General features: G+C 57.5%; 23 protein-coding genes. 16 read left to right on the plus strand and 7 right to left on the minus strand.

Going from position 1 to position 20,968, the window contains the following annotated elements:
• Positions 1-56 precede the first annotated feature (56 nt).
• Positions 57-395, plus strand: coding sequence for a nitrogen regulatory protein P-II (gene glnB / locus AC27FC_RS16015; protein WP_003860685.1), 339 nt, complete (start codon positions 57-59; stop codon positions 393-395).
• A gap of 77 nt (positions 396-472) precedes the next feature.
• Here the strand turns inward: glnB and hmpA are convergent, their stop codons facing one another.
• Positions 473-1,663 carry an NO-inducible flavohemoprotein gene (gene hmpA, locus AC27FC_RS16020; protein WP_196354976.1) on the minus strand — a complete coding sequence of 397 codons (1,191 nt, stop codon included), beginning with the start codon at positions 1,661-1,663 and terminating at the stop codon, positions 473-475.
• Positions 1,664-1,967: 304 nt separating this feature from the next.
• On the opposite strand from hmpA, the gene glyA reads away from it, so the two are divergent.
• On the plus strand, positions 1,968-3,221 hold the full coding sequence (glyA, locus tag AC27FC_RS16025; protein ID WP_008502165.1) for a serine hydroxymethyltransferase: 1,254 nt from the start codon (positions 1,968-1,970) through the stop codon (positions 3,219-3,221).
• Positions 3,222-3,275: 54 nt separating this feature from the next.
• Here glyA and AC27FC_RS16030 read toward each other — a convergent pair whose 3' ends face one another.
• Positions 3,276-3,698, minus strand: a complete 423-nt coding sequence (locus AC27FC_RS16030; protein ID WP_029741147.1) for a DoxX family protein — start codon at positions 3,696-3,698, stop codon at positions 3,276-3,278.
• A gap of 173 nt (positions 3,699-3,871) precedes the next feature.
• Between AC27FC_RS16030 and AC27FC_RS16035 the strand changes: the two genes are divergently transcribed.
• Positions 3,872-5,017 (plus strand): 3-phenylpropionate MFS transporter, encoded by a 1,146-nt coding sequence (locus AC27FC_RS16035; RefSeq protein ID WP_008502163.1) that lies wholly within the window; start codon positions 3,872-3,874, stop codon positions 5,015-5,017.
• Here AC27FC_RS16035 and csiE read toward each other — a convergent pair.
• Positions 5,012-6,289: a stationary phase inducible protein CsiE gene (gene csiE, locus AC27FC_RS16040; protein WP_047173875.1), complete on the minus strand. Its 1,278-nt coding sequence runs from the start codon at positions 6,287-6,289 to the stop codon at positions 5,012-5,014. The genes AC27FC_RS16035 and csiE overlap by 6 nt on opposite strands.
• Positions 6,290-6,414: 125 nt before the next feature.
• Between csiE and AC27FC_RS16045 the strand changes: the two genes are divergently transcribed.
• A complete protein-coding gene (locus tag AC27FC_RS16045) occupies positions 6,415-7,053 on the plus strand; it encodes a DUF1007 family protein (protein WP_033146226.1) in 639 nt (212 codons plus the stop codon).
• Positions 7,044-8,024 carry a nickel/cobalt transporter gene (locus AC27FC_RS16050; RefSeq protein ID WP_094934612.1) on the plus strand — a complete coding sequence of 327 codons (981 nt, stop codon included), beginning with the start codon at positions 7,044-7,046 and terminating at the stop codon, positions 8,022-8,024. The genes AC27FC_RS16045 and AC27FC_RS16050 overlap by 10 nt, the downstream gene beginning before the upstream one ends.
• A gap of 39 nt (positions 8,025-8,063) precedes the next feature.
• On the opposite strand, the gene suhB is transcribed toward AC27FC_RS16050, so the two are convergent.
• Positions 8,064-8,867, minus strand: coding sequence for an inositol-1-monophosphatase (gene suhB / locus AC27FC_RS16055; RefSeq protein WP_023308828.1), 804 nt, complete (start codon positions 8,865-8,867; stop codon positions 8,064-8,066).
• A gap of 131 nt (positions 8,868-8,998) precedes the next feature.
• Between suhB and trmJ the strand changes: the two genes are divergently transcribed.
• From trmJ to sseB, 11 genes are all read left to right on the plus strand, one after another.
• Positions 8,999-9,724, plus strand: coding sequence for a tRNA (cytosine(32)/uridine(32)-2'-O)-methyltransferase TrmJ (gene trmJ, locus AC27FC_RS16060; RefSeq protein ID WP_033146224.1), 726 nt, complete (start codon positions 8,999-9,001; stop codon positions 9,722-9,724).
• A 215-nt stretch (positions 9,725-9,939) separates the two neighbouring features.
• Positions 9,940-10,431 carry a Fe-S cluster assembly transcriptional regulator IscR gene (iscR, locus tag AC27FC_RS16065; RefSeq protein ID WP_023308826.1) on the plus strand — a complete coding sequence of 164 codons (492 nt, stop codon included), beginning with the start codon at positions 9,940-9,942 and terminating at the stop codon, positions 10,429-10,431.
• 117 nt (positions 10,432-10,548) lie between these two features.
• Complete coding sequence (iscS, locus tag AC27FC_RS16070; protein ID WP_008502157.1) at positions 10,549-11,763, plus strand: cysteine desulfurase; 1,215 nt, start codon at positions 10,549-10,551, stop codon at positions 11,761-11,763.
• Between the two features lie 24 nt (positions 11,764-11,787).
• The gene (iscU, locus tag AC27FC_RS16075) at positions 11,788-12,174 is read left to right on the plus strand and encodes a Fe-S cluster assembly scaffold IscU (protein WP_003860661.1); all 387 of its coding nucleotides are present in this window, start codon (positions 11,788-11,790) and stop codon (positions 12,172-12,174) included.
• Between the two features lie 13 nt (positions 12,175-12,187).
• Positions 12,188-12,511, plus strand: a complete 324-nt coding sequence (iscA, locus tag AC27FC_RS16080; protein WP_003860659.1) for an iron-sulfur cluster assembly protein IscA — start codon at positions 12,188-12,190, stop codon at positions 12,509-12,511.
• A gap of 198 nt (positions 12,512-12,709) precedes the next feature.
• Positions 12,710-13,225, plus strand: a complete 516-nt coding sequence (hscB, locus tag AC27FC_RS16085; protein ID WP_024908642.1) for a co-chaperone HscB — start codon at positions 12,710-12,712, stop codon at positions 13,223-13,225.
• A gap of 14 nt (positions 13,226-13,239) precedes the next feature.
• Positions 13,240-15,090, plus strand: coding sequence for a Fe-S protein assembly chaperone HscA (gene hscA / locus AC27FC_RS16090; RefSeq protein ID WP_033146222.1), 1,851 nt, complete (start codon positions 13,240-13,242; stop codon positions 15,088-15,090).
• A 1-nt stretch (position 15,091) separates the two neighbouring features.
• Entirely contained in the window at positions 15,092-15,427 is a 336-nt protein-coding gene (gene fdx / locus AC27FC_RS16095) for an ISC system 2Fe-2S type ferredoxin (RefSeq protein ID WP_003860652.1), read from the plus strand.
• A gap of 1 nt (position 15,428) precedes the next feature.
• A complete protein-coding gene (iscX, locus tag AC27FC_RS16100) occupies positions 15,429-15,629 on the plus strand; it encodes a Fe-S cluster assembly protein IscX (protein ID WP_094934611.1) in 201 nt (66 codons plus the stop codon).
• A 60-nt stretch (positions 15,630-15,689) separates the two neighbouring features.
• The gene (gene pepB / locus AC27FC_RS16105) at positions 15,690-16,976 is read left to right on the plus strand and encodes an aminopeptidase PepB (protein WP_096150450.1); all 1,287 of its coding nucleotides are present in this window, start codon (positions 15,690-15,692) and stop codon (positions 16,974-16,976) included.
• 110 nt (positions 16,977-17,086) lie between these two features.
• Positions 17,087-17,863: an enhanced serine sensitivity protein SseB gene (gene sseB, locus AC27FC_RS16110; RefSeq protein ID WP_196354975.1), complete on the plus strand. Its 777-nt coding sequence runs from the start codon at positions 17,087-17,089 to the stop codon at positions 17,861-17,863.
• Between the two features lie 17 nt (positions 17,864-17,880).
• Here sseB and AC27FC_RS16115 read toward each other — a convergent pair whose 3' ends face one another.
• The 3 genes from AC27FC_RS16115 to AC27FC_RS16125 form a co-directional block, all read right to left on the minus strand.
• A complete protein-coding gene (locus tag AC27FC_RS16115; protein WP_064673765.1) occupies positions 17,881-18,651 on the minus strand; it encodes a MurR/RpiR family transcriptional regulator in 771 nt (256 codons plus the stop codon).
• A complete protein-coding gene (gene sseA, locus AC27FC_RS16120) occupies positions 18,651-19,499 on the minus strand; it encodes a 3-mercaptopyruvate sulfurtransferase (protein WP_064673764.1) in 849 nt (282 codons plus the stop codon). The genes AC27FC_RS16115 and sseA overlap by 1 nt, the downstream gene beginning before the upstream one ends.
• A 90-nt stretch (positions 19,500-19,589) precedes the next feature.
• Entirely contained in the window at positions 19,590-20,957 is a 1,368-nt protein-coding gene (locus AC27FC_RS16125) for a 6-phospho-alpha-glucosidase (RefSeq protein WP_045888293.1), read from the minus strand.
• Positions 20,958-20,968: the final 11 nt, after the last annotated feature.

Raw genomic sequence — 20,968 nt, forward strand, 5'->3', positions numbered from 1 at the left:
ATACTGTGAGCAATCGATTACGAGGCAGCTTACAGGCAAGAGTTTAAGGACCCACCATGAAAAAGATTGATGCGATTATTAAACCTTTCAAACTGGATGACGTGCGTGAAGCGCTGGCGGAAGTCGGCATCACCGGGATGACCGTGACGGAAGTGAAAGGTTTTGGTCGTCAGAAGGGCCACACCGAGCTTTACCGTGGCGCAGAGTACATGGTCGACTTTCTGCCGAAAGTAAAAATTGAAATCGTGGTCAGCGACGATATCGTCGATACCTGCGTGGATACCATTATCCGCACCGCGCAGACGGGCAAAATCGGCGACGGTAAAATCTTCGTCTTTGACGTGGCGCGCGTGATCCGTATCCGTACCGGCGAAGAAGACGACGCCGCGATTTAACAATGCCAACGGTTTTGTAGGCCGGGTAAGGTGCAACCACCCGGCGAAAAAAGCCCCTCGAACGAGGGGCTTTTTCATTACAGCACCTTATGGGGCCCGAAACATTCGTAGTGAATGTTGTCTTTGTTCACACCCAGCTCCACCAGCTGCTTCGCGGCATACTGCATAAACGCCACCGGCCCGCAGACGTAGAACTGCATGTCCGGCGCGCTAAACGTCCCTTCCATCTGGCTTAAATTCATCAGGCCTTCAGTGTCAAACCGTGCGGCCGCGCGGTCTGCATCCGTCGGCAGGCGATACCAGGTATGCGCGGTGAAGCGCGGCAGGAACGCCCCAAGCGTTTTCACTTCATCCGCAAAGGCGTGCACGTCGCCGTTTTCCGCAGCGTGGAACCAGTTGACCTGCGCGCCGTGGTTGGCTTTCGCCAGCGTATCTAGCATCGCCAGCATTGGCGTTTGGCCGACGCCCGCAGAGATCAGCGTAACCGGTGTATTCGCTTCTACGGCCATGAAGAAATCGCCCGCCGGCGCGGCCAGATGGACCACGTCGCCCACGTTAGCTTCGTTGTGTAGCCAGTTGGATACCTGACCGCCGTCCTCACGCTTCACCGCAATGCGGTAGCCTTTGTCGTTTGGCTTGCGGGTAAGAGAATACTGGCGGATCTCCTGATACGGGAAACCTTCAGGCTTCAGCCACACGCCCAGATACTGGCCCGGCTGGTAATCGGCAACCGGCTGTCCGTCCACCGGCTCAAATTCAAAGCTGGTAATCAGCGCGCTGCGCGGCGTTTTCTCAACGATGCGGAAGGCGCGTGTGCCTTCCCAGCCGCCGTTCTTGCTGGCGTTTTTGCTGTAGATCTGCGCTTCGCGGTTGATAAACACGTTTGCCAGCACGCCGTAGGCTTTCCCCCACGCGTCCAGCACCTCCTGGCCCGGGCTGAACATCTCGTCCAGCGTTGCCAGCAGGTGGCTACCCACAATGTTGTACTGCTCGGGCTGGATCTGGAAGCTGGTGTGTTTCTGCGCGATTTTTTCCACCGCAGGCAGCAGTGCGGCCAGGTTTTCAATATTGCTGGCGTAGGCCGCGATGGCGTTGAAAAGCGCTTCGCGCTGATCGCCGTTACGCTGGTTGCTCATGTTGAAAATTTCTTTGAGCTCCGGGTTATGCGTGAACATGCGATCGTAGAAATGGGCGGTGAGTTTAGGGCCGGTTTCCACCAGCAGGGGGATGGTGGCTTTAACGGTAGCGATGGTTTGAGCGTCGAGCATGGCAGCTTCCTTCCGATGTGACTTTAATGATGTATTTTAAATGCATCTTATAAAAAATACCCCTGCGTTGTAAATGGTTCTTTGCAAGATGAAAAATATGCATCACAAACCTGAAAAGAAATCCGCTGGAAAGGGCGAGAGCTTTATTCCTCAAACCCTTGCGTGGCGCGAAGGAAAACGTTTGCGTAAAATCGTTTGTCAAGACCTGTTATCACAGAACTAATCAGTTATACTGTTGCCCGTCGTCCAACAGGACTGCCTTTTCAGGCCAAAATTTACTTGTTAGCTGAGTCAGGAGATGCGGATGTTAAAGCGTGAAATGAACATTGCCGATTATGATGCCGAACTGTGGCAGGCTATGGAGCAGGAAAAAGTACGTCAGGAAGAGCACATCGAACTGATCGCCTCCGAAAACTACACCAGCCCGCGCGTCATGCAGGCGCAGGGTTCTCAGCTGACTAACAAATATGCTGAAGGTTACCCGGGCAAACGCTACTACGGCGGTTGCGAGTACGTGGATATCGTTGAGCAGCTGGCTATCGACCGTGCGAAAGAACTCTTTGGCGCTGACTACGCGAACGTGCAGCCACACTCTGGCTCTCAGGCTAACTTCGCGGTCTATACCGCGCTGCTGCAGCCGGGCGATACCGTTCTGGGTATGAATCTGGCGCAGGGCGGCCACCTGACTCACGGCTCCCCGGTTAACTTCTCCGGCAAACTGTACAACATCATCCCTTACGGTATTGATGAGTCCGGTAAAATTGACTACGAAGACATGGCGAAGCAGGCTAAAGAGCACAAACCGAAGATGATCATCGGTGGCTTCTCTGCTTACTCCGGTATCGTTGACTGGGCAAAAATGCGTGAAATCGCAGACAGTATCGGTGCTTACCTGTTCGTCGACATGGCGCACGTTGCGGGTCTGATTGCCGCTGGCGTTTACCCGAACCCGGTTCCACACGCTCACGTTGTGACCACCACCACCCACAAAACCCTGGCGGGTCCACGCGGTGGCCTGATCCTGGCGAAAGGCGGTGACGAAGAGCTGTACAAAAAACTGAACTCCGCTGTATTCCCAAGCGCGCAGGGCGGCCCGCTGATGCACGTTATCGCGGCTAAAGCCGTTGCGCTGAAAGAAGCGATGGAGCCTGAGTTCAAGGTTTATCAGCAGCAGGTTGCTAAGAACGCTAAAGCGATGGTGGAAGTGTTCCTGAACCGTGGCTACAAAGTGGTCTCCGGCGGTACTGAAAACCACCTGTTCCTGCTGGATCTGGTTGATAAGAACCTGACCGGTAAAGAAGCTGACGCAGCCCTGGGCCGCGCCAACATCACCGTGAACAAAAACAGCGTGCCAAACGATCCGAAGAGCCCGTTCGTGACCTCCGGTATCCGTATCGGTTCTCCGGCCGTGACTCGCCGCGGCTTCAAAGAAGCGGAAGTGAAAGAGCTGGCTGGCTGGATGTGTGACGTTCTGGACAACATCAATGACGAAGCGGTTATCGAGCGCGTCAAAGGTAAAGTTCTGGATATCTGCGCACGCTTCCCGGTATACGCGTAATTCCTCTGCCTGGCAGAAATAAAAAAGGCCGCGCTTGCGGCCTTTTTTTATGGCTTAACGCCGGTCGAGGGAAATGGCTCCAGGTCCGACAATCGCCAGCAAAATAAAGGCGCCAGCAATACTGACGTTCTTATAGAAGTTAATCATATTCGGCACGACCGCATCACCGGTCATATCCCAGTAATGGTGACCGATAATCGCCGTGCCCAGCGTATAGAATACAAACAGTACCGCGAGCGGGCGGGTGAAAAAGCCCAGCACGATCAGGATGGCAGCAGGGACTTCCATCACCACCGCAATAATGGCCGCCAGCATGGGCATCGGCGTACCCAGCGAGGTCATATATTGTACGGTGCCGCTAAACCCCGTCAGTTTTGGATAACCAAAGATGATAAACAGCACGACAAGCGCGATGCGGCCAATCAGCAGCAGCAGGTGACGTGACTGACCGAAATCGAAATAACGTAGTGAGTTCATGGCAGAAAAACCTCTGCAAGTGGAGTAATTTAAACGTAATACATATTTTCATTCCCTGCCATAAGCCAGACGACTGCACAAGATGTTAATTTTTCGTTAATTTATAGCAGGCTATCTACTTGCTTAATTTTTATATTCTCGCCAGACTATGGCCTCGATTTCGGGAGGGATTCATGGTCTTGCATTCCACGCGCTGGCTGGCGCTCAGTTATTTCACCTATTTCTTTAGCTACGGTATTTTTCTGCCCTTCTGGAGCGTCTGGCTCAAGGGTATCGGCCTGACTCCTGAGACTATCGGTGTCCTGCTGGGGGCCGGGCTGGTGGCGCGTTTCCTCGGCAGCCTGCTGATTGCCCCGCGCGTCAGCGATCCCTCCTTACTGATCAAGGCCGTGCGCATTCTTGCTTTGCTGACGCTGGTCTTTGTTGCCTGCTTCTGGGTCAGCCACCAGTTTGCCTGGCTGATGGTGGTGATGGTCGGCTTTAACCTGTTCTTCTCACCGCTGGTACCGCTGACGGATGCCCTGGCGAACACCTGGCAAAAGCAGATCACCATGGACTACGGCCGCGTGCGCCTGTGGGGCTCAATTGCCTTTGTGATTGGCTCCGCGCTGGTGGGCAAACTGGTCAGCCTTTACGATTACCGCGCCATTCTCGCCCTGCTGAGTATCGGTATTGCCTCTATGCTGCTGGGTATGCTGCTGCGTCCGTCGGTGATGCCGCAAGGGGAAAGCCGCCATCAGGAGAGCGCAGGCTGGCCCGCCTGGCGGAGCCTGGTGGCACAAAGCTGGCGTTTTCTGGCGTGTGTCTGTCTGCTTCAGGGGGCGCATGCGGCGTACTATGGCTTCAGCGCCATCTACTGGCAGGGGGCGGGATATTCTGCTTCCGCAGTGGGCTATCTGTGGTCGCTGGGGGTAGTGGCCGAAGTCATTATTTTTGCCCTGAGCAAGAAGCTGTTCCGTCGCTTTGGCGCGCGAGACCTTCTGCTGCTTTCCGCCGTGTGCGGCGTGGCGCGCTGGGGGATTATGGGCTGGACGACCGATCTGCCGTGGCTGATAGTGGCGCAAATTCTTCACTGCGGCACCTTTACCGTGTGCCATCTGGCGGCTATGCGCTATATCGCAGCGCGCGAGGGCGGAGACGTTATTCGCCTGCAGGCCGTCTACTCGGCGGTCGCGATGGGGGGCAGTATCGCGATCATGACGGTCTTTGCGGGGTTCCTCTACCAACACCTGGGGCATGGGGTTTTCTGGGTGATGGCGCTGGTCGCCTTACCCGCCATCGTTGTTCGCCCGAAAGTGGCCGCTCGCGCCTCGCTATGATTCCAGCATGGCGCGAATATGTTCTTGCTGCTGCGCGTTCAATGTTTCAACGGCATGTATCAGCGGCGGCGAGAACAGCGGCAGAACGGTAGGGTAGGGGGTGATAACCAGCGCGGCTTCGCGCGGTGCCCCCTCTTTCTGGAAAGCCTGCAGCGTCAGATAGCGAATGTTGAGCGGCAGCAGCGTCAGCTCGCGAAGCTGCTGTTCAATCAGATCCTCGCTGGCTTTATCGTCTCCCGTCAGCAGGATCACCTGTTTTTCGTGCAGATCGGTCTCCTGCATCAGCCATGCGCCAAAAATCACCGCGACAAGACTCATCTCTTCATCAGAAAAACGCAGCCCAAACTCCGCTTCCAGCTCAAACAGCGCTTCCTTTGTGGTGCGTAACAGCCGGGGATAGAGACGATGGATCTCCTCCGGCAAGCTATTGTCGATGCCAATTTCAAACAGCGAGCGGTCCAGCGCCTGAGCCAGATGGATATACAGCTGATCGGTCAGCCCTTGCTCATCGCTGAAGTTCATCCCGGTCTGCGAGCGAAAACGGGCGACCATGCGCACGATGGCCCGGCGCAAGCGCTGATCCTGCTGGTGTTTATCGAGCACCGGATCGGGCGTGCGCAGCATCATAAACAGCAGGGCCAGAAACAGCTGTTCATCCCCGTGCGCTCCCTGCGGCACGCGACGTCTCCAGTGACGCACGATCTCCTGGGCCGTAAAATACTCCCCTCTCGACTGGGTCCAGCTGCGCTGAACGTGAGAAAACTGTGGCGTATTCCCGAGCTGGTGCTGAATAAGACAGTATTGCAGATAGAGCTGTAAAAACTGGACGTCGCGGCATTCAAACTGGCGCTGCAGCTTGCGTGAGCAGAAGCCGATCAGCGCCCGCAGGTTCGCATCGTCGTAAAGCGGCCGCGCAATGCCGTGTTGTTTAAGCGCGGTTTTTAATGCGGGGGTAAACTGGTGCGAGACAAACTGCGGGCAAAGCCGCAGCGCCCGGCGCAGCCAGTGCAGCAGGCATAAACGCTGATTCAGGGCTGTGCCTTCAATCCGGTAGCTGCCGTCGTGGTGCGTGACGATGTCCAGCCGGTGATAGCGCTGGATTTCATCGCGCGTCTCGGCTATATCTTGCCGTGCCATCGCGTCGTCCACCCCGTTGGCAGCGATTATGCTCTGTGCGGTGACGGCAGCATCGGGCAGGTAAAGCATCAAAAGCACCTGGCAGCGGCGCTGCGAACTGGAAAGCACAGATGGAATTTCAAGCGTCGTCATCATCTGTCAGGTATCCAGTGTGAATGTTTGATAAGAATAGCTAAAGGATGAGCGCTGAAAAGCGCGCCGGCAGGCCTTTCACTCAGGATTGCTGGGGAACATCACAGAATTTTTGACGTGAGGAATTGATGCAAACAGTTAAACAAAGTGCGATGGCGTTATTTTTGGCGGTTATCAGCTTCACCGCCAGCGCACACCCTCACAGTTTTATTGACCTCCAGACCGAGCTGGTTACCGACGGCACGCAGCTGAGCGGCCTGAAGATGCGCTGGACGATGGATGAAATCACCTCGGCCGATCTGCTCTATGATGCGGGAAACGCGAAGCCCGGCGATGAAATCTGGAAAAAGCTGGCGGCGGAAGTGATGGCCAACGTGCTCGGCCAGCACTACTTCACGGAATTCTGGCACAACGGGCAAAAGGTTAAATTTCTGAACCGGCCAACGGAATACGGGATGACGCGTGACGGGCATCAGGCGGTGCTGACGTTTGTGCTCCCGCTGGCGCATCCGCAGCCGCTGGCCGGGCAAACTTACACGTTTTCCACTTTTGATCCTACCTACTATGTCGATATGCGCTATGACAAAGACGGCGACGTACGATTGCCGGACGCTCTGCAAAAAAACTGCAAAATTGGCGTTCACACCCCGAAACCCAGCGAGGAGACGCTGAACTTTGCGGTCTCGCTTGATAAGGAAGATGCACCGCCTGAGGACATGGAGTTGGGTAAACAGTTCGCGCAGGAGGTGACGTTACAATGTCAGTGATCTCCTCTCCGGTTCGGAAACCGCGCCGCTGGCTGCACCTCTGGCCGCTGGCGCTTTTTCTCCTGCTGGCCGTTTGCGGCTCGCTCTGGCTTTGGCAGGCCTGGCCGCAGGTCATGATGAAAAGCATCGTCTGGCAGCGTGAGGTCAACCAGCAGATGAGCGGTCTGCTGAAGGCGGTGGCCGAGAACCCGACCAAAGCGGGTGGTTCCCTGCTGGCGTTCAGCTTTATCTATGGCGTTCTGCACGCGCTGGGGCCGGGGCACGGCAAAATCGTGATAACGACCTGGCTCGCCACCCATCCGTCGAAGCTGAAATCGAGTATCGGGCTGACGCTGGCCTCCTCGCTGCTTCAGGGCAGCGTGGCGATTGCGCTCGTCGTAGTCGTGCTTTCGCTGTTGCAGCTTCCCGCGCGCCAGCTGCACATGAGCAGTTTCTGGCTGGAGAAGGGGAGCTACGCGCTGGTGGGCGTGCTGGGGCTGACCCTCTGCTGGCGGGCGCTGAAAAAGCTGCGCGTGCTGCTGCAAAAACCGAAATTCAAAACCTTTACGCCGCCTCACGTTCATGATGAAAACTGCGGCTGCGGGCATCAGCATTTGCCCACGCAGGAACAGTTGCAGAACGGCGACGACTGGCGCGCGCGGCTGATGATTATTCTCTCGATGGGCATGCGCCCGTGTTCGGGGGCAATAATGGTGCTGCTGTTCAGCAAGGTGATAGGCGTGTTTGGCTGGGGAATGCTTTCCGCGCTGGCGATGGCGGCAGGGACGTCTCTCACCATTTCGTCTTTAGCGCTGCTGGTTCACAGCTTCCGTCAGCTTGCGGTCAGACTCAGCGGCAATAAAACACCGGTGCTGTGGCGGCAGGTAGGGTGGACAACGCTTGCGCTGGCGGGCGGGGTGATTCTGCTGGTTGCGGCGGTGACGATGTGGATGAGCGCGATGCCGGTGGGAAGAGGATTGCGGCCGTTTTAGTTGGGATTCCCTCTCCCACGGGAGAGGGAATGACCGGGATTAACGCTTCAGCGCATCGCTCAGTTCATCACGCATGTTGGCCAGCATGGCTTTAACAACGCGTGGGTTACCCGCAACGACGTTGCCGGTAGACATATAGTTATGGCCGCCGGTGAAATCACACACGATGGCGCCTGCTTCACGTGCGATCAGCTCGCCCGCAGCAAAGTCCCACGGCTTCAGCGACAGCTCGAAGTAACCGTCAACGCGGCCTGTTGCTACATAGGCCAGATCCAGTGCGGCAGAACCGGTGCGGCGGAAGTCCGCGCATTCGGTGAACAGTTTGCCCAGGATATTCATATAGGTGGTCGCGTGCTGTTTCGCCTTGAACGGGAAACCGGTCGCCAGAATGGTGCCGTCCAGATCGCGTGCGTTGCTGCAGCGCAGACGGTAGCCGTTCAGCTGTGCGCCCTGACCGCGGGTAGCGGTGAACAGTTCGTTACGCATTGGATCGTAAACAACGGCGACTTCAGTACGGCCTTTAATGCGTACTGCGATAGACACAGAGAAGTGTGGCAGGCGTTTGACGAAGTTGGTGGTGCCATCCAGTGGATCGATAACCCATTGAACATCCTGATCGGTACCTTCATGTTCACCGCTTTCTTCGGTGATGATGGTGTGCTGCGGGTAAGATTTGCGGATCGTTTCGATAATAATCGCTTCTGCGGCTTTATCGACGTTAGTCACGAAATCATTGCTGCCTTTCTGGCTGGTTTCTACGGAGTCTGGCGTTTCGTAGTGTTTGGCAATTACATTACCCGCCTTGCGCGCTGCGCGCACGGCGATGGTCAGCATCGGATGCATCGGTCTCTCTCACTGGATGTTAAAGAACAGGAAAATCGGCGCAGAGTATAGCAGTGGGATCGGATTATGTCTCCCGTTTATGATAATATGCCGGAATATTCTTCAGACGCTGAATTCAGACATTAAAAATTATGCTGCAAAACATTCGAATCGTGCTGGTCGAAACATCGCACACCGGCAACATGGGCTCCGTTGCCCGCGCTATGAAAACCATGGGCTTAACGAACCTGTGGCTGGTTAACCCGCTGGTCAAACCTGACTCGCAGGCTATCGCCCTGGCGGCCGGTGCCAGCGACGTGATCGGCAACGCTCAGATCGTCGATACCCTTGACGAAGCGCTGGCCGGCTGCAGCCTCGTTGTTGGCACCAGCGCGCGTTCACGCACGCTGCCGTGGCCGATGCTGGACCCGCGCGAATGCGGCCTGAAAAGCGTCTCAGAAGCGGAACAGGCTCCGGTTGCGCTGGTGTTTGGCCGCGAGCGCGTTGGCCTGACCAACGACGAGCTGCAGAAGTGCCATTATCACGTCGCCATCGCGGCTAACCCGGAATATAGCTCGCTGAACCTGGCGATGGCGGTGCAGGTTATCGCCTATGAGGTGCGTATGGCGTGGCTGGCGACGCAGGAGAAACAGGTAGAGCCTAAAGAAGAAACGGCCTACCCGCTGGTGGACGACCTTGAGCGCTTCTACGGTCACCTGGAGCAGACGCTGCTCTCAACCGGCTTTATTCGTGAAGGCCACCCGGGCCAGGTGATGAACAAGCTGCGCCGCATGTTTACCCGCGCGCGCCCGGAAAGCCAGGAGCTGAACATCCTGCGCGGGATTCTGGCGTCGATTGAGCAGAAGAATAAAGAGTAGTGTCGATTTCCCCTCTCCCCGTGGGAGAGGGCTGAGGTGAGGGCATCAGGCCGCACCGGGATTTTGAAGGCACGGAACGTTAAATACCTGACTAAAACAGTCAAGTAAATAGTTGACCATTTTAGTCAGGAATGTCAGACTTGGCCCTGCTATGCAATACCCCCATTTTACAATAAAAAACCCCGGGCAGGGGCGAGTTTGAGGTTAAGTAAGACATGAGACTGACATCTAAAGGGCGTTATGCCGTGACCGCGATGCTGGACGTTGCGCTCAACTCCGAAGCGGGCCCGGTTCCGTTGGCTGATATTTCTGAACGACAAGGGATCTCCCTCTCTTACCTGGAACAGCTGTTCTCCAGACTGCGTAAAAATGGACTGGTTTCCAGCGTTCGTGGCCCAGGCGGCGGTTATCTGCTGGGTAAAGACGCGGGCAGTATTGCAGTTGGTGAAGTGATTAGCGCAGTTGACGAATCCGTTGACGCGACCCGTTGCCAGGGTAAAGGCGGCTGCCAGGGCGGCGATAAATGCCTGACCCACGCGCTGTGGCGCGATCTGAGCGACCGTCTCACCGGCTTCCTGAACAACATCACCCTGGGTGAACTGGTCAATAACCAGGAAGTTCTGGATGTCTCTGGTCGTCAGCACGGTCAGGATTCCCAACGCAGCACCCGCGCGCAGGACGCTATCGACGTCAAACTGCGCGCGTAATAAAACGATAAAGATTTCAGAATCAGGCCGGGGCGGTCACGCCCCGCGTACTCGGTCGTACATCCAGCCGGTTGCCTGATTCCTTGCATTGAAGCGATGTACGGAGTTTAAAGAGCAATGAAATTACCGATTTATCTCGATTACTCCGCAACCACGCCGGTGGACCCGCGTGTTGCCGAGAAAATGATGCAGTGTCTGACCCTGGACGGAAACTTTGGTAACCCAGCTTCCCGTTCACACCGTTTTGGCTGGCATGCTGAAGAGGCGGTTGATATCGCCCGTAATCAGATTGCAGACCTGGTGGGTGCCGACCCGCGTGAGATTGTATTCACCTCCGGTGCGACCGAATCCGACAACCTGGCGATCAAAGGTGCAGCCAACTTTTATCAGAAAAAAGGCAAGCACATCATCACCAGCAAAACCGAACACAAAGCCGTGCTGGATACCTGCCGCCAGCTGGAGCGTGAAGGTTACGAAGTGACTTACCTGGCGCCACAGAGCAACGGGATCATCGACCTGAAAGAGCTCGAAGCGGCCATGCGTGATGACACCATTCTGGTTTCCATCATGCACGTCAACAACGAAATCGGCGTCGTTCAGGACATCGCGACCATCGGCGAAATGTGCCGCGCGCGCGGTATCATCTATCACGTTGACGCGACCCAGAGCGTGGGCAAACTGCCTATCGATCTGAGCCAGCTGAAAGTGGACCTGATGTCCTTCTCCGGCCACAAAATCTATGGCCCGAAAGGGATCGGCGCGCTGTACGTTCGTCGTAAACCGCGTATCCGCATCGAAGCACAGATGCACGGCGGCGGTCACGAGCGCGGCATGCGTTCCGGCACGCTGCCTGTTCACCAGATCGTGGGCATGGGCGAAGCGTACCGCATTGCAAAAGAAGAGATGGAAACCGAGATGGCGCGCCTGCGCACGCTGCGTAACCGTCTGTGGGACGGCGTGAAAGATATGGAAGAAGTGTATCTGAACGGCGATCTCGAGCAGGGCGCACCGAACATCCTTAACGTCAGCTTCAACTATGTTGAAGGCGAATCGCTGATCATGGCGCTGAAAGATCTGGCCGTTTCTTCCGGTTCTGCCTGTACGTCTGCAAGCCTGGAGCCATCCTACGTGCTGCGCGCGCTGGGCATGACCGACGAGCTGGCGCACAGCTCTATCCGTTTCTCTTTAGGTCGTTTCACTACCGAAGAAGAGATTGACTACACCATCAAGCTGGTTCGCAACTCCATCGGCCGTCTGCGCGACCTTTCTCCACTGTGGGAAATGTTCAAGCAGGGCGTGGATCTGAACAGCATTGAATGGTCACATCACTAATCGGTACATAAGGAGAATTCAATCATGGCATACAGCGAAAAAGTCATCGATCATTACGAAAACCCGCGCAACGTTGGCTCTTTTGACAACAGCGACGAATCTGTCGGTAGCGGCATGGTTGGCGCACCGGCGTGTGGCGACGTGATGAAGTTGCAGATTAAAGTCAACAATGAAGGTATCATTGAAGACGCGCGCTTCAAGACCTACGGCTGCGGTTCTGCTATCGCGTCCAGCTCCCTGGTTACCGAATGGGTGAAGGGCAAGTCTCTGGACGAAGCACAGGCAATCAAGAACACGGATATTGCTGAAGAACTCGAACTGCCACCGGTGAAAATTCACTGTTCAATTCTGGCAGAAGACGCGATCAAAGCCGCCATTGCGGATTACAAAAGCAAACGTGAAGCAAAATAATTGAGGTTTGAGTATGTCGATTACCCTTAGCGACAGCGCTGCCGCGCGAGTAAGCTCTTTTCTGGCGAACCGTGGTAAAGGCTTTGGCCTGCGACTGGGCGTACGTACCTCCGGCTGTTCTGGTATGGCTTACGTACTGGAGTTTGTTGACGAGCCGGCGTCTGACGACACCGTGTTTGAAGACAAGGGCGTGAAGGTGGTGGTCGATGGCAAAAGCCTGCAATTCCTCAACGGCACTCAGCTGGACTTCGTCAAAGAAGGCCTGAACGAAGGGTTCAAGTTCACGAACCCGAACGTCAAAGACGAGTGTGGTTGCGGCGAAAGCTTCCACGTTTAACCGCGTTCCGCTGTTATACCGATTAATTCGCGTTGCAGAAAGGCGGCAAGCGAGTGAATCCCCGGGAGCTTACTTAAGTAAGTGACTGGGGTGAACGAGCGCAGACAACGCATCTGCAGCGCGAAGTAAGAAGGTATAACCCCACCGTGGCTCTGCTGCGCGTGGGGTTTCTTCTAACAGGCTACCCCTGAGATTGTTATGGATTACTTCACTCTCTTCGGACTACCCGCTCAATACCCGATTGATCTCCAGGCGCTGACGATTCGTTTTCAGGATCTTCAGCGTCAGTATCACCCGGATAAATTCGCCAGTGGTACTCAGGCAGAACAGCTGGCCGCGGTATCGCACTCTGCGACCATCAACCAGGCCTGGCAGACGCTGCGCCATCCGCTGGCGCGTGCAGAATATCTGCTCTCGCTCCACGGTTTCGATCTGGCGAGCGAACAGCATACCGTACGCGACACCGCTTTTCTGATGGAACAGCTGGAGCTTCGCGAAGAGCTGGATGAGATTGAACAGGCCAAAGACGAAGCGCGTCTGGAAAGCTTCATCACGCGCGTGAAGGGCATGTTCGATACCCGCCATCAGCAGATGGTGGAGCAACTGAACAACGAGACCTGGGACGTGGCGGCAGACACTGTGCGCAAACTCCGTTTTCTCGATAAACTGCGAAGCAGTGCTGAACAACTCGAAGAAAAGCTGCTCGATTTTTAATTTCGGAAGCAATTATGGCCTTATTACAAATTAGTGAGCCTGGCTTAAGTGCCGCACCGCACCAGCGTCGTCTGGCGGTGGGTATCGATCTGGGCACCACCAATTCCCTCGTGGCGACCGTGCGCAGCGGCCAGGCGGAAACGCTGGCTGACGAGCAGGGCCGCCATCTGCTGCCTTCCGTGGTCCACTACCAGCAGCAGGGTCACGCGGTCGGCTATGACGCCCGCGCCAACGCCGCGCGCGATCCGGCCAACACCATCAGCTCCGTAAAGCGCATGATGGGCCGCTCGCTGGCCGATATTCAGACCCGCTATCCGCATCTGCCGTATCAGCTGCAGGCCAGTGAAAACGGCCTGCCGATGATTGCGACCGCGGCCGGTCTGCTGAACCCGATTCGCGTTTCCTCCGACATCCTCAAAGCGCTGGCGGCGCGCGCGACGGCAACGCTTGGCGGCGATCTGGACGGTGTAGTCATCACCGTTCCGGCCTATTTTGACGATGCACAGCGTCAGGGCACCAAAGACGCCGCGCGTCTGGCAGGCCTGCACGTGCTGCGCCTGCTGAACGAACCGACGGCGGCGGCGATTGCCTACGGCCTCGACTCCGGTCAGGAAGGGGTGATCGCGGTTTACGATCTCGGCGGCGGTACCTTTGATATCTCGATCCTGCGCTTAAGCCGCGGGGTATTTGAAGTGCTGGCGACCGGCGGGGATTCCGCGCTGGGCGGCGATGACTTCGATCATCTGCTGGCGGATTATATTCGCGAGCAGGCGGGCATCAGCGATCGCAGCGATGCGCGCGTGCAGCGTGAACTGCTGGATGCGGCCATCGACGCCAAAATCGCCCTGAGCGATGCGCAGACGGTTACCGTAAACGTTGCGGGCTGGCAGGGTGAGATCGCCCGCGACCAGTTCAGCGATCTGATTGCCCCGCTGGTGAAACGCACCCTGCTGGCCTGCCGTCGCGCACTGAAAGATGCGGGCGTTGAGGCGAACGAGGTGCTGGAAGTGGTCATGGTGGGCGGTTCGACTCGCGTGCCGCTGGTGCGCGAGCGCGTGGGCGAATTCTTTGGCCGCACGCCGCTGACCTCCATCGACCCGGACAAAGTGGTTGCCGTGGGCGCCGCAATCCAGGCCGATATTCTGGTCGGCAACAAGCCGGACAGCGAAATGCTGCTGCTCGACGTCATCCCGCTGTCGCTCGGGTTAGAAACCATGGGCGGCCTGGTGGAGAAAGTGATCCCGCGTAATACCACCATTCCGGTGGCGCGCGCGCAGGAGTTCACCACCTTCAAAGACGGCCAGACCGCGATGTCCATCCACGTAATGCAGGGCGAGCGCGAGCTGGTGCAGGACTGCCGCTCTCTGGCGCGCTTTGCGCTGCGCGGTATCCCGGCGCTACCTGCGGGCGGGGCGCATATTCGCGTCACCTTCCAGGTGGATGCGGACGGTCTGCTGAGCGTCACGGCGATGGAAAAATCGACCGGCGTGGAATCGTCCATTCAGGTGAAGCCGTCCTACGGCCTGACCGATGGCGAAATCGCCTCCATGATTCAGGACTCAATGAGCTACGCCGAACAGGATGTGAAGGCGCGTATGCTGGCTGAACAAAAAGTTGAAGCCGCCCGCGTGCTGGAGAGCCTGAACGGCGCGCTCGCTGCCGATGCCGCGCTGTTAAGCGCCGCTGAGCGCCAGGTGATTGACGACGCTGCCGCGCATTTAAGCGCAGTAGCAGAAGGCAATGACGCTGACGCAATAGAAGAAGCCATTAAAAACGTTGATAAACAAACCCAGGACTTTGCTGCTCGCCGCATGGACAAATCTGTCCGCGTCGCGCTGAAAGGCCAGTCCGTGGACGAGGTTTAATATGCCAAAGATTGTTATTTTGCCTCATGCGGACCTCTGTCCGGATGGCGCTGTTCTGGAAGCGAAGACCGGTGAAACCATTCTCGATGTTGCCCTGCGTGCAGGTATCGAAGTGGAACACGCCTGTGAAAAATCCTGTGCCTGCACCACCTGCCACTGCATCGTGCGTGAAGGTTTCGACTCTCTCGCCGAGAGCACCGAAGACGAAGACGACATGCTGGATAAAGCATGGGGTCTGGAGCCTGACAGCCGCCTGAGCTGCCAGGCCGCGGTGACCGATGAAGATCTGGTCGTGGAATTCCCACGCTACACTATCAACCACGCACGCGAGCATTGATATGGGACTGAAGTGGACAGACAGCCGTGAAATCGGCGAAGCGCTCTACGACGCGAACCCGAATCTCGATCCGAAGACCGTACGATTCACCGACATGCACCAGTGGATCTGCGATTTAGAGGATTTCGACGACGATCCAAACGCATCCAATGAAAAAATTCTGGAGGCGATTCTGTTAGTCTGGTTAGATGAAGCAGAATAAATAACATAACGGGCTGCCTTCAGGCGGCCCGTTTGCTAGTTGCTAATAAGGAAAAATAAAATGAACGAAGCGATGAAGATTACGCTCTCGAATCAGCCTGCTGACGCACGCTGGGGCGAGAAAGCCACCTACAGCATTAATAACGACGGCATTACCCTGCACCTGACGGGCAAAGATGATTTGGGCCTGATCCAGCGCGCCGCCCGCAAAATTGACGGCCTGGGCATTAAGCATGTGTCCCTGGAAGGCGAAGGCTGGGATACCGACCGCAGCTGGGCATTCTGGGCTGGCTACAAAGGGCCGAAAGGCACCCGCAAAATCGAGTGGGCTAACCTCGACGAAGCCGGTCAGAAAGAGCTGGAAAGCCGCCTGCAAATCATCGACTGGGTGCGCGACACCATCAACGCCCCGGCGGAAGAGCTCGGTCCTGAGCAGCTGGCGCAGCGCGCGGTTGACCTGCTGTGCGGCGTGGCGGGCGAGAAAATGTCCTACCGCATCACCAAAGGTGAAGACCTGCGCGAGCAGAACTACATGGGCATCCACACCGTGGGCCGTGGTTCTGAGCGTCCTCCGGTCCTGCTGGCGCTGGATTACAACCCAACCGGCGATAAAGCGGCGCCGGTCTTTGCCTGCCTGGTGGGTAAAGGCATCACCTTCGATACCGGCGGCTACAGCCTGAAGCAGAGCGCGTTCATGGACTCCATGAAGTCCGACATGGGCGGCGCGGCAACCATCACCGGCGCGCTGGCGTTCGCCATTACCCGCGGTCTGAACAAGCGCGTGAAGCTGTATCTGTGCTGCGCGGACAACATGGTGAGCGGTAACGCCTTCAAGCTGGGCGACATCATTCGCTACCGCAACGGCAAAAACGTCGAAGTGATGAACACCGACGCCGAAGGCCGTCTGGTGCTGGCCGATGGTCTGATCGACGCGTCTGCCCAGAAGCCAGAGCTGATTATCGACATGGCGACCCTGACCGGCGCGGCAAAAACCGCCCTGGGTAACGACTACCACGCGCTGTTCAGCTTTGACGACAAGCTGGCTGCTCGCCTGCTGGCAAGCGCCGCTGCGGAAAACGAGCCGTTCTGGCGTCTGCCGCTGGCCGAGTTCCACCGCAGCCAGCTGCCGTCCAACTTTGCCGAGCTGAACAACACCGCGAGCGCGGCGTACCCGGCGGGTGCAAGCACGGCGGCAGGCTTCCTGTCCCACTTCGTTGAGAACTACCACGAAGGCTGGCTGCACATCGACTGTTCCGCAACGTACCGTAAAGCGGCGGTTGAGCAGTGGTCCGCTGGCGCGACCGGTCTGGGCGTGCGTACCGTGGCGAACCTGCTGACGGCTGAGTAATCTTTATTGCCCTCACCCTAACCCTCTCCCAAGGGGAGAGGGGATGGTTTGCTCCCTCTCCCTTGAGGGAGAGGGCTGGGGTGAGGGGAAATGCATCATCTGGAATTGTTATGTCCGAAACCAAAAACGAATTAGAAACCCTGCTGGAGCAGGCGGCGACCGAGCCCGCCCACCGTCCGGCATTTTTCCGCACGCTGCTGGAATCCACCGTCTGGGTGCCGGGCACCGCGGCGGAAGGTGAGCAGGTTGTCGAAGACAGCGCGCTGGATCTGCTGCACTGGGAGAAAGACGACGGCACGTCGGTGATCCCGTTCTTCACCTCGCTGGAAGCCCTGCAGGAAGCGGTAGAAGACGAACAGGCGTTCGTAGTGATGCCGGTGCGTACCCTGTTCGAAATGACGCTGGGCCAGACGCTGTTCCTTAACGCGAAGCTGCCGACCGGGAAAGAGTTTACCCCGCGTGAAATCAGCCATCTGATAGGTGAAGAAGGCAACCCGCTCAGCACCCAGGAAGTGCTGGAAGGGGGCGAAACGCTGCTGCTGTCTGAAGTGGCCGAGCCGCCCGCGCAGATGATTGATTCCCTGACGACGCTGTTCAAAACCCTGAAACCGGTTAGACGCGCGTTTCTCTGCTCCATTAAAGAGCGTGCGGACGAGCATCCGGTACTGCTGATTGGTATTGAGGCGGACGGCGATATCGACGAAATCATTCAGGCGGCGGGAAGTGTGGCGACCGACACGCTGCCGGGCGATGAGCCGATTGATATCTGCCAGGTGAAGAACGGTGAGAAGGGCATCAGCCACTTTATTACCGAGCACATCCCCCCGTTCTACGAGCGTCGCTGGGGCGGCTTCCTGCGCGATCTCAAAACTAACCGCATCATCTGATTATGGCGGGGTGAATATCACCCCGTTGCTTCCAGCAGCAGTAAATCCATCAGCAGCACCAGATTCGACTCAAACGACGTCACCCCCGCGGCTTCAGCGGCGAAGTGCACCGCTTCGTCATAGAGGGCAAAGTGCACGTCCGCCATCCCCGCCAGCGTGTTGGCCGAGGCGCGGGTAAACGCGACGATCGTCATGCCGACGTTTTTGGCAATCCGCGCTTTATCCAGCACCTGCTCCGTTTCGCCGCTGCGCGAGACGGCAATAAACACCTGATAGCGGGCGGCGTTGCTGAGGAAAATATTCCGGCTGTCCCCCGGCCCGGAGATAAACGCCGTTTTGCCCAGCACCTGCAGCTTCTTGGTCAGGTACTCCGCAAACAGATAGGAAAACCCGGCCCCGTAGAGAAAGAAGCTCTCTTTCTGGCGCAGCAGGTCGGCAAACTGCTGGCGCTTTTCCTGCGTGACCCACTGGAAGGTGTGCTGATAGTTGGCGATAAACTGATTAAACAGCGCCGGGAGTTCAGGAAGCGACTGCCCCTGGGCGGCAATATGCGGCGTGTCGGAGAGCAGCTGCTTGCAGTGCCAGATAAACTCGCTAAAGCCGCTGAACCCCAGCTTCTGACACAGCCGCATGATGGTGGCTGTAGAAACAAACGTCGCCTGCGCCAGCTCGCGTACCGTGATGTTGCCCACCAGCAGCGGGTGCTCCGTGAGGTGGGCGAGGACGCGATACTCCGCGCGGGTCAGCGATGTCCCGCGCGTTAACAGCGTGGCCAGGCGGTTATCCATTATTTCGCGGGTTCAACCGGCAGATCGTCCCGCGCACCCCATTCGCTCCAGGCGCCGTCGTAGAGCGTGACGTCGTTCGCGCCGAGCGTGGCGAGCGCCAGGATCACCACGCAGGCCGTTACGCCGGAGCCGCAGCTGGCAATAATCGGACGATGTAAATCCACGCCAGCACGGTCAAAAATGGCCCGCAGCTCGTCGGTGGTTTTCAGCTCGCCCTCAAACACCAGCTCGCCCCACGGCACGTTCAGCGCCCCCGGAATATGTCCGCGCTTCAGCCCCGGACGCGGTTCATCCGCTTCGGCATTGAAGCGCGGTGCAGGACGGGCATCGACGATTTGCGCCGTTTTTTCATGACTCACGACCAGCACGTCGGTCAGGCGTTTCACCATGTGCGCGTCGAACGTGGCGTCGAACTCGCCTTCCGGCAGCGTCACGTCACCCTGCTGGAGCGGCAGCTCGTCGCGCTTCCAGCCCGCCAGCCCGCCCGCCAGAATAGAGACTTTTTCCACGCCGAAGTTCTTCAGCATCCACCACGCGCGCGGTGCGGAGAAGAGGTTACCTTCATCATAAACAACGAGGTGTTTGTCTTTGCTGACGCCCAGCTCGCGCATCGCCACAGAAAACGCTTCCGGGCGCGGCAGCATGTGCGGCAGGGGAGAGTTGTGATCGGAGAGGGCTTCGATATCAAAAAATACCGCGCCAGGCAGATGTCCGGCACGGTATTCCGCGACCATATCGCGAAGGTGTTCCTGCCCGGCCGGGGCCATACGCGCGTCAATAATCTGAACTTCCGGATCGTCACCGTGCTCAATCAGCCAGTCGGCGGCGACAAAATATGAGGTGGACATGGGTTGCCTCCATTCTTTTCCGTAAAAAAGGATTGTCGGTGTTTTTTCTGACACCGACAAGCAAACCACGTTCAACTCGCGAGCAAGCCCCTATTTTTTCACCGTTTCGCCGTCCTGCCAGGCTTTTTGCAGCGCAGGCCAGTAGTCGCGGTTGGCCTCGATCATCTCATCCAGAATCGCTTTCGCGTGTTCCATGGTCGGCACGGTGCGGTTGAGGGTAAACGCCTGCAGGGCTTTCTCATAGCTGCCCTCGATGGTGGCCTCCACCAGCAGTTGTTCAGAGGCGAGCTGCTGTTGCAAAAGGGTCTGATGGAACAGCGGCACCTGACCGACGCGAATCGGTTCCGGGCCTTCGGAGGTGATATAAGCGGGCACCTCCACCACGGCATCGTAAGGCAGGTTGGTAATCGCCCCGCGGTTTTCCACCATCACCAGATGGCGGCTCCGCAGGTTAAAGGCCAGCGAGCAGGCGACATCGACGATAAACTCGCCGTGGACGCCTACGTGGAAGGCGTCCGGCAGGATCCCGGTGCGCTTGTATTCTTCGGCAGCGGCGAACAGCTTTTTCTCGCGCCCGTCCATCACTTCATTGGCGCGGGTATAGTCCGGGTTCTGATGCTCCACGATCTGGTTCGGCATCAGGTAGTACTGCAGATACGGGTTCGGCAGATACTCCGGGAAGTTGTCCATGATCGGCTTAATGTTGCGCCAGGTTTTGACCCATGATGGATCGGAATGCTGCGGATCGGTTTTAGCCGCATCTTCCGTCAGCAGGCCAAACTTCGCGATATGTTTACGCAGTTCGGGAAGCTTGTCTTCGCCGTCCACCAGCACGCGGGTAAACCAGCCGAAGTGGTTCAGGCCGAAGTAGTCCACCTCCAGCCTGCGGCGATCGACACCCAGAATCGCCCCCATATTGCGCATCGCGGCGACAGGCATATCGCAGATGTTCAGCACCCGCGCATTTGGCCGCAGCCGCCGCACGCCCTCCGCGACGATCGCCGCCGGGTTGGAGTAGTTCACGATCCAGGCTTTTTCGTGCGCGTAGCGATCGACCAGATCGATAAGCTCCACCATCGGCAGGATCGTGCGCAGTCCGTAGGCCAGGCCACCGGGCCCGCACGTTTCCTGGCCGACCACGCCGTGGCGCAGCGGGATCTTCTCATCCTGCTCGCGCATCTTGTACTGGCCGACGCGCATCTGGGCGAAGACGAAATGCGCGCCGCTGAACGCCACTTCCGGGTCACTGGTGACGGTGAACTTGATGCTCTGGCTGTGGTCGCGAATGACCTTTTCGACGACGGGCGCAATGGTGTTCTGGCGCGCCTCGTCGATGTCATAAAGGCGGATTTCGGCCAGCGGGAAATCCTGCAGGCGCACCATCAGGCTTTTCACAATGCCCGGCGTGTAGGTGCTACCGCCGCCGGCAATCGACAGAATAAATGGGGGTGTAAACATCTTTAGCTCCT

This window comes from Enterobacter sp. C3_dUdeg, assembly GCF_057536195.1.

Bases quoted from the DNA above. Each gene is read 5' to 3' on its own strand.
- glnB (WP_003860685.1), top strand. From the start codon at position 57: ATGAAAAAGATTGATGCGATTATTAAACCTTTCAAACTGGATGACGTG.
- hmpA (WP_196354976.1), bottom strand. From the start codon at position 1,663: ATGCTCGACGCTCAAACCATCGCTACCGTTAAAGCCACCATCCCCCTG.
- glyA (WP_008502165.1), top strand. From the start codon at position 1,968: ATGTTAAAGCGTGAAATGAACATTGCCGATTATGATGCCGAACTGTGG.
- AC27FC_RS16030 (WP_029741147.1), bottom strand. From the start codon at position 3,698: ATGAACTCACTACGTTATTTCGATTTCGGTCAGTCACGTCACCTGCTG.
- AC27FC_RS16035 (WP_008502163.1), top strand. From the start codon at position 3,872: ATGGTCTTGCATTCCACGCGCTGGCTGGCGCTCAGTTATTTCACCTAT.
- csiE (WP_047173875.1), bottom strand. From the start codon at position 6,289: ATGATGACGACGCTTGAAATTCCATCTGTGCTTTCCAGTTCGCAGCGC.
- AC27FC_RS16045 (WP_033146226.1), top strand. From the start codon at position 6,415: ATGCAAACAGTTAAACAAAGTGCGATGGCGTTATTTTTGGCGGTTATC.
- AC27FC_RS16050 (WP_094934612.1), top strand. From the start codon at position 7,044: ATGTCAGTGATCTCCTCTCCGGTTCGGAAACCGCGCCGCTGGCTGCAC.
- suhB (WP_023308828.1), bottom strand. From the start codon at position 8,867: ATGCATCCGATGCTGACCATCGCCGTGCGCGCAGCGCGCAAGGCGGGT.
- trmJ (WP_033146224.1), top strand. From the start codon at position 8,999: ATGCTGCAAAACATTCGAATCGTGCTGGTCGAAACATCGCACACCGGC.
- iscR (WP_023308826.1), top strand. From the start codon at position 9,940: ATGAGACTGACATCTAAAGGGCGTTATGCCGTGACCGCGATGCTGGAC.
- iscS (WP_008502157.1), top strand. From the start codon at position 10,549: ATGAAATTACCGATTTATCTCGATTACTCCGCAACCACGCCGGTGGAC.
- iscU (WP_003860661.1), top strand. From the start codon at position 11,788: ATGGCATACAGCGAAAAAGTCATCGATCATTACGAAAACCCGCGCAAC.
- iscA (WP_003860659.1), top strand. From the start codon at position 12,188: ATGTCGATTACCCTTAGCGACAGCGCTGCCGCGCGAGTAAGCTCTTTT.
- hscB (WP_024908642.1), top strand. From the start codon at position 12,710: ATGGATTACTTCACTCTCTTCGGACTACCCGCTCAATACCCGATTGAT.
- hscA (WP_033146222.1), top strand. From the start codon at position 13,240: ATGGCCTTATTACAAATTAGTGAGCCTGGCTTAAGTGCCGCACCGCAC.
- fdx (WP_003860652.1), top strand. From the start codon at position 15,092: ATGCCAAAGATTGTTATTTTGCCTCATGCGGACCTCTGTCCGGATGGC.
- iscX (WP_094934611.1), top strand. From the start codon at position 15,429: ATGGGACTGAAGTGGACAGACAGCCGTGAAATCGGCGAAGCGCTCTAC.
- pepB (WP_096150450.1), top strand. From the start codon at position 15,690: ATGAACGAAGCGATGAAGATTACGCTCTCGAATCAGCCTGCTGACGCA.
- sseB (WP_196354975.1), top strand. From the start codon at position 17,087: ATGTCCGAAACCAAAAACGAATTAGAAACCCTGCTGGAGCAGGCGGCG.
- AC27FC_RS16115 (WP_064673765.1), bottom strand. From the start codon at position 18,651: ATGGATAACCGCCTGGCCACGCTGTTAACGCGCGGGACATCGCTGACC.
- sseA (WP_064673764.1), bottom strand. From the start codon at position 19,499: ATGTCCACCTCATATTTTGTCGCCGCCGACTGGCTGATTGAGCACGGT.
- AC27FC_RS16125 (WP_045888293.1), bottom strand. From the start codon at position 20,957: ATGTTTACACCCCCATTTATTCTGTCGATTGCCGGCGGCGGTAGCACC.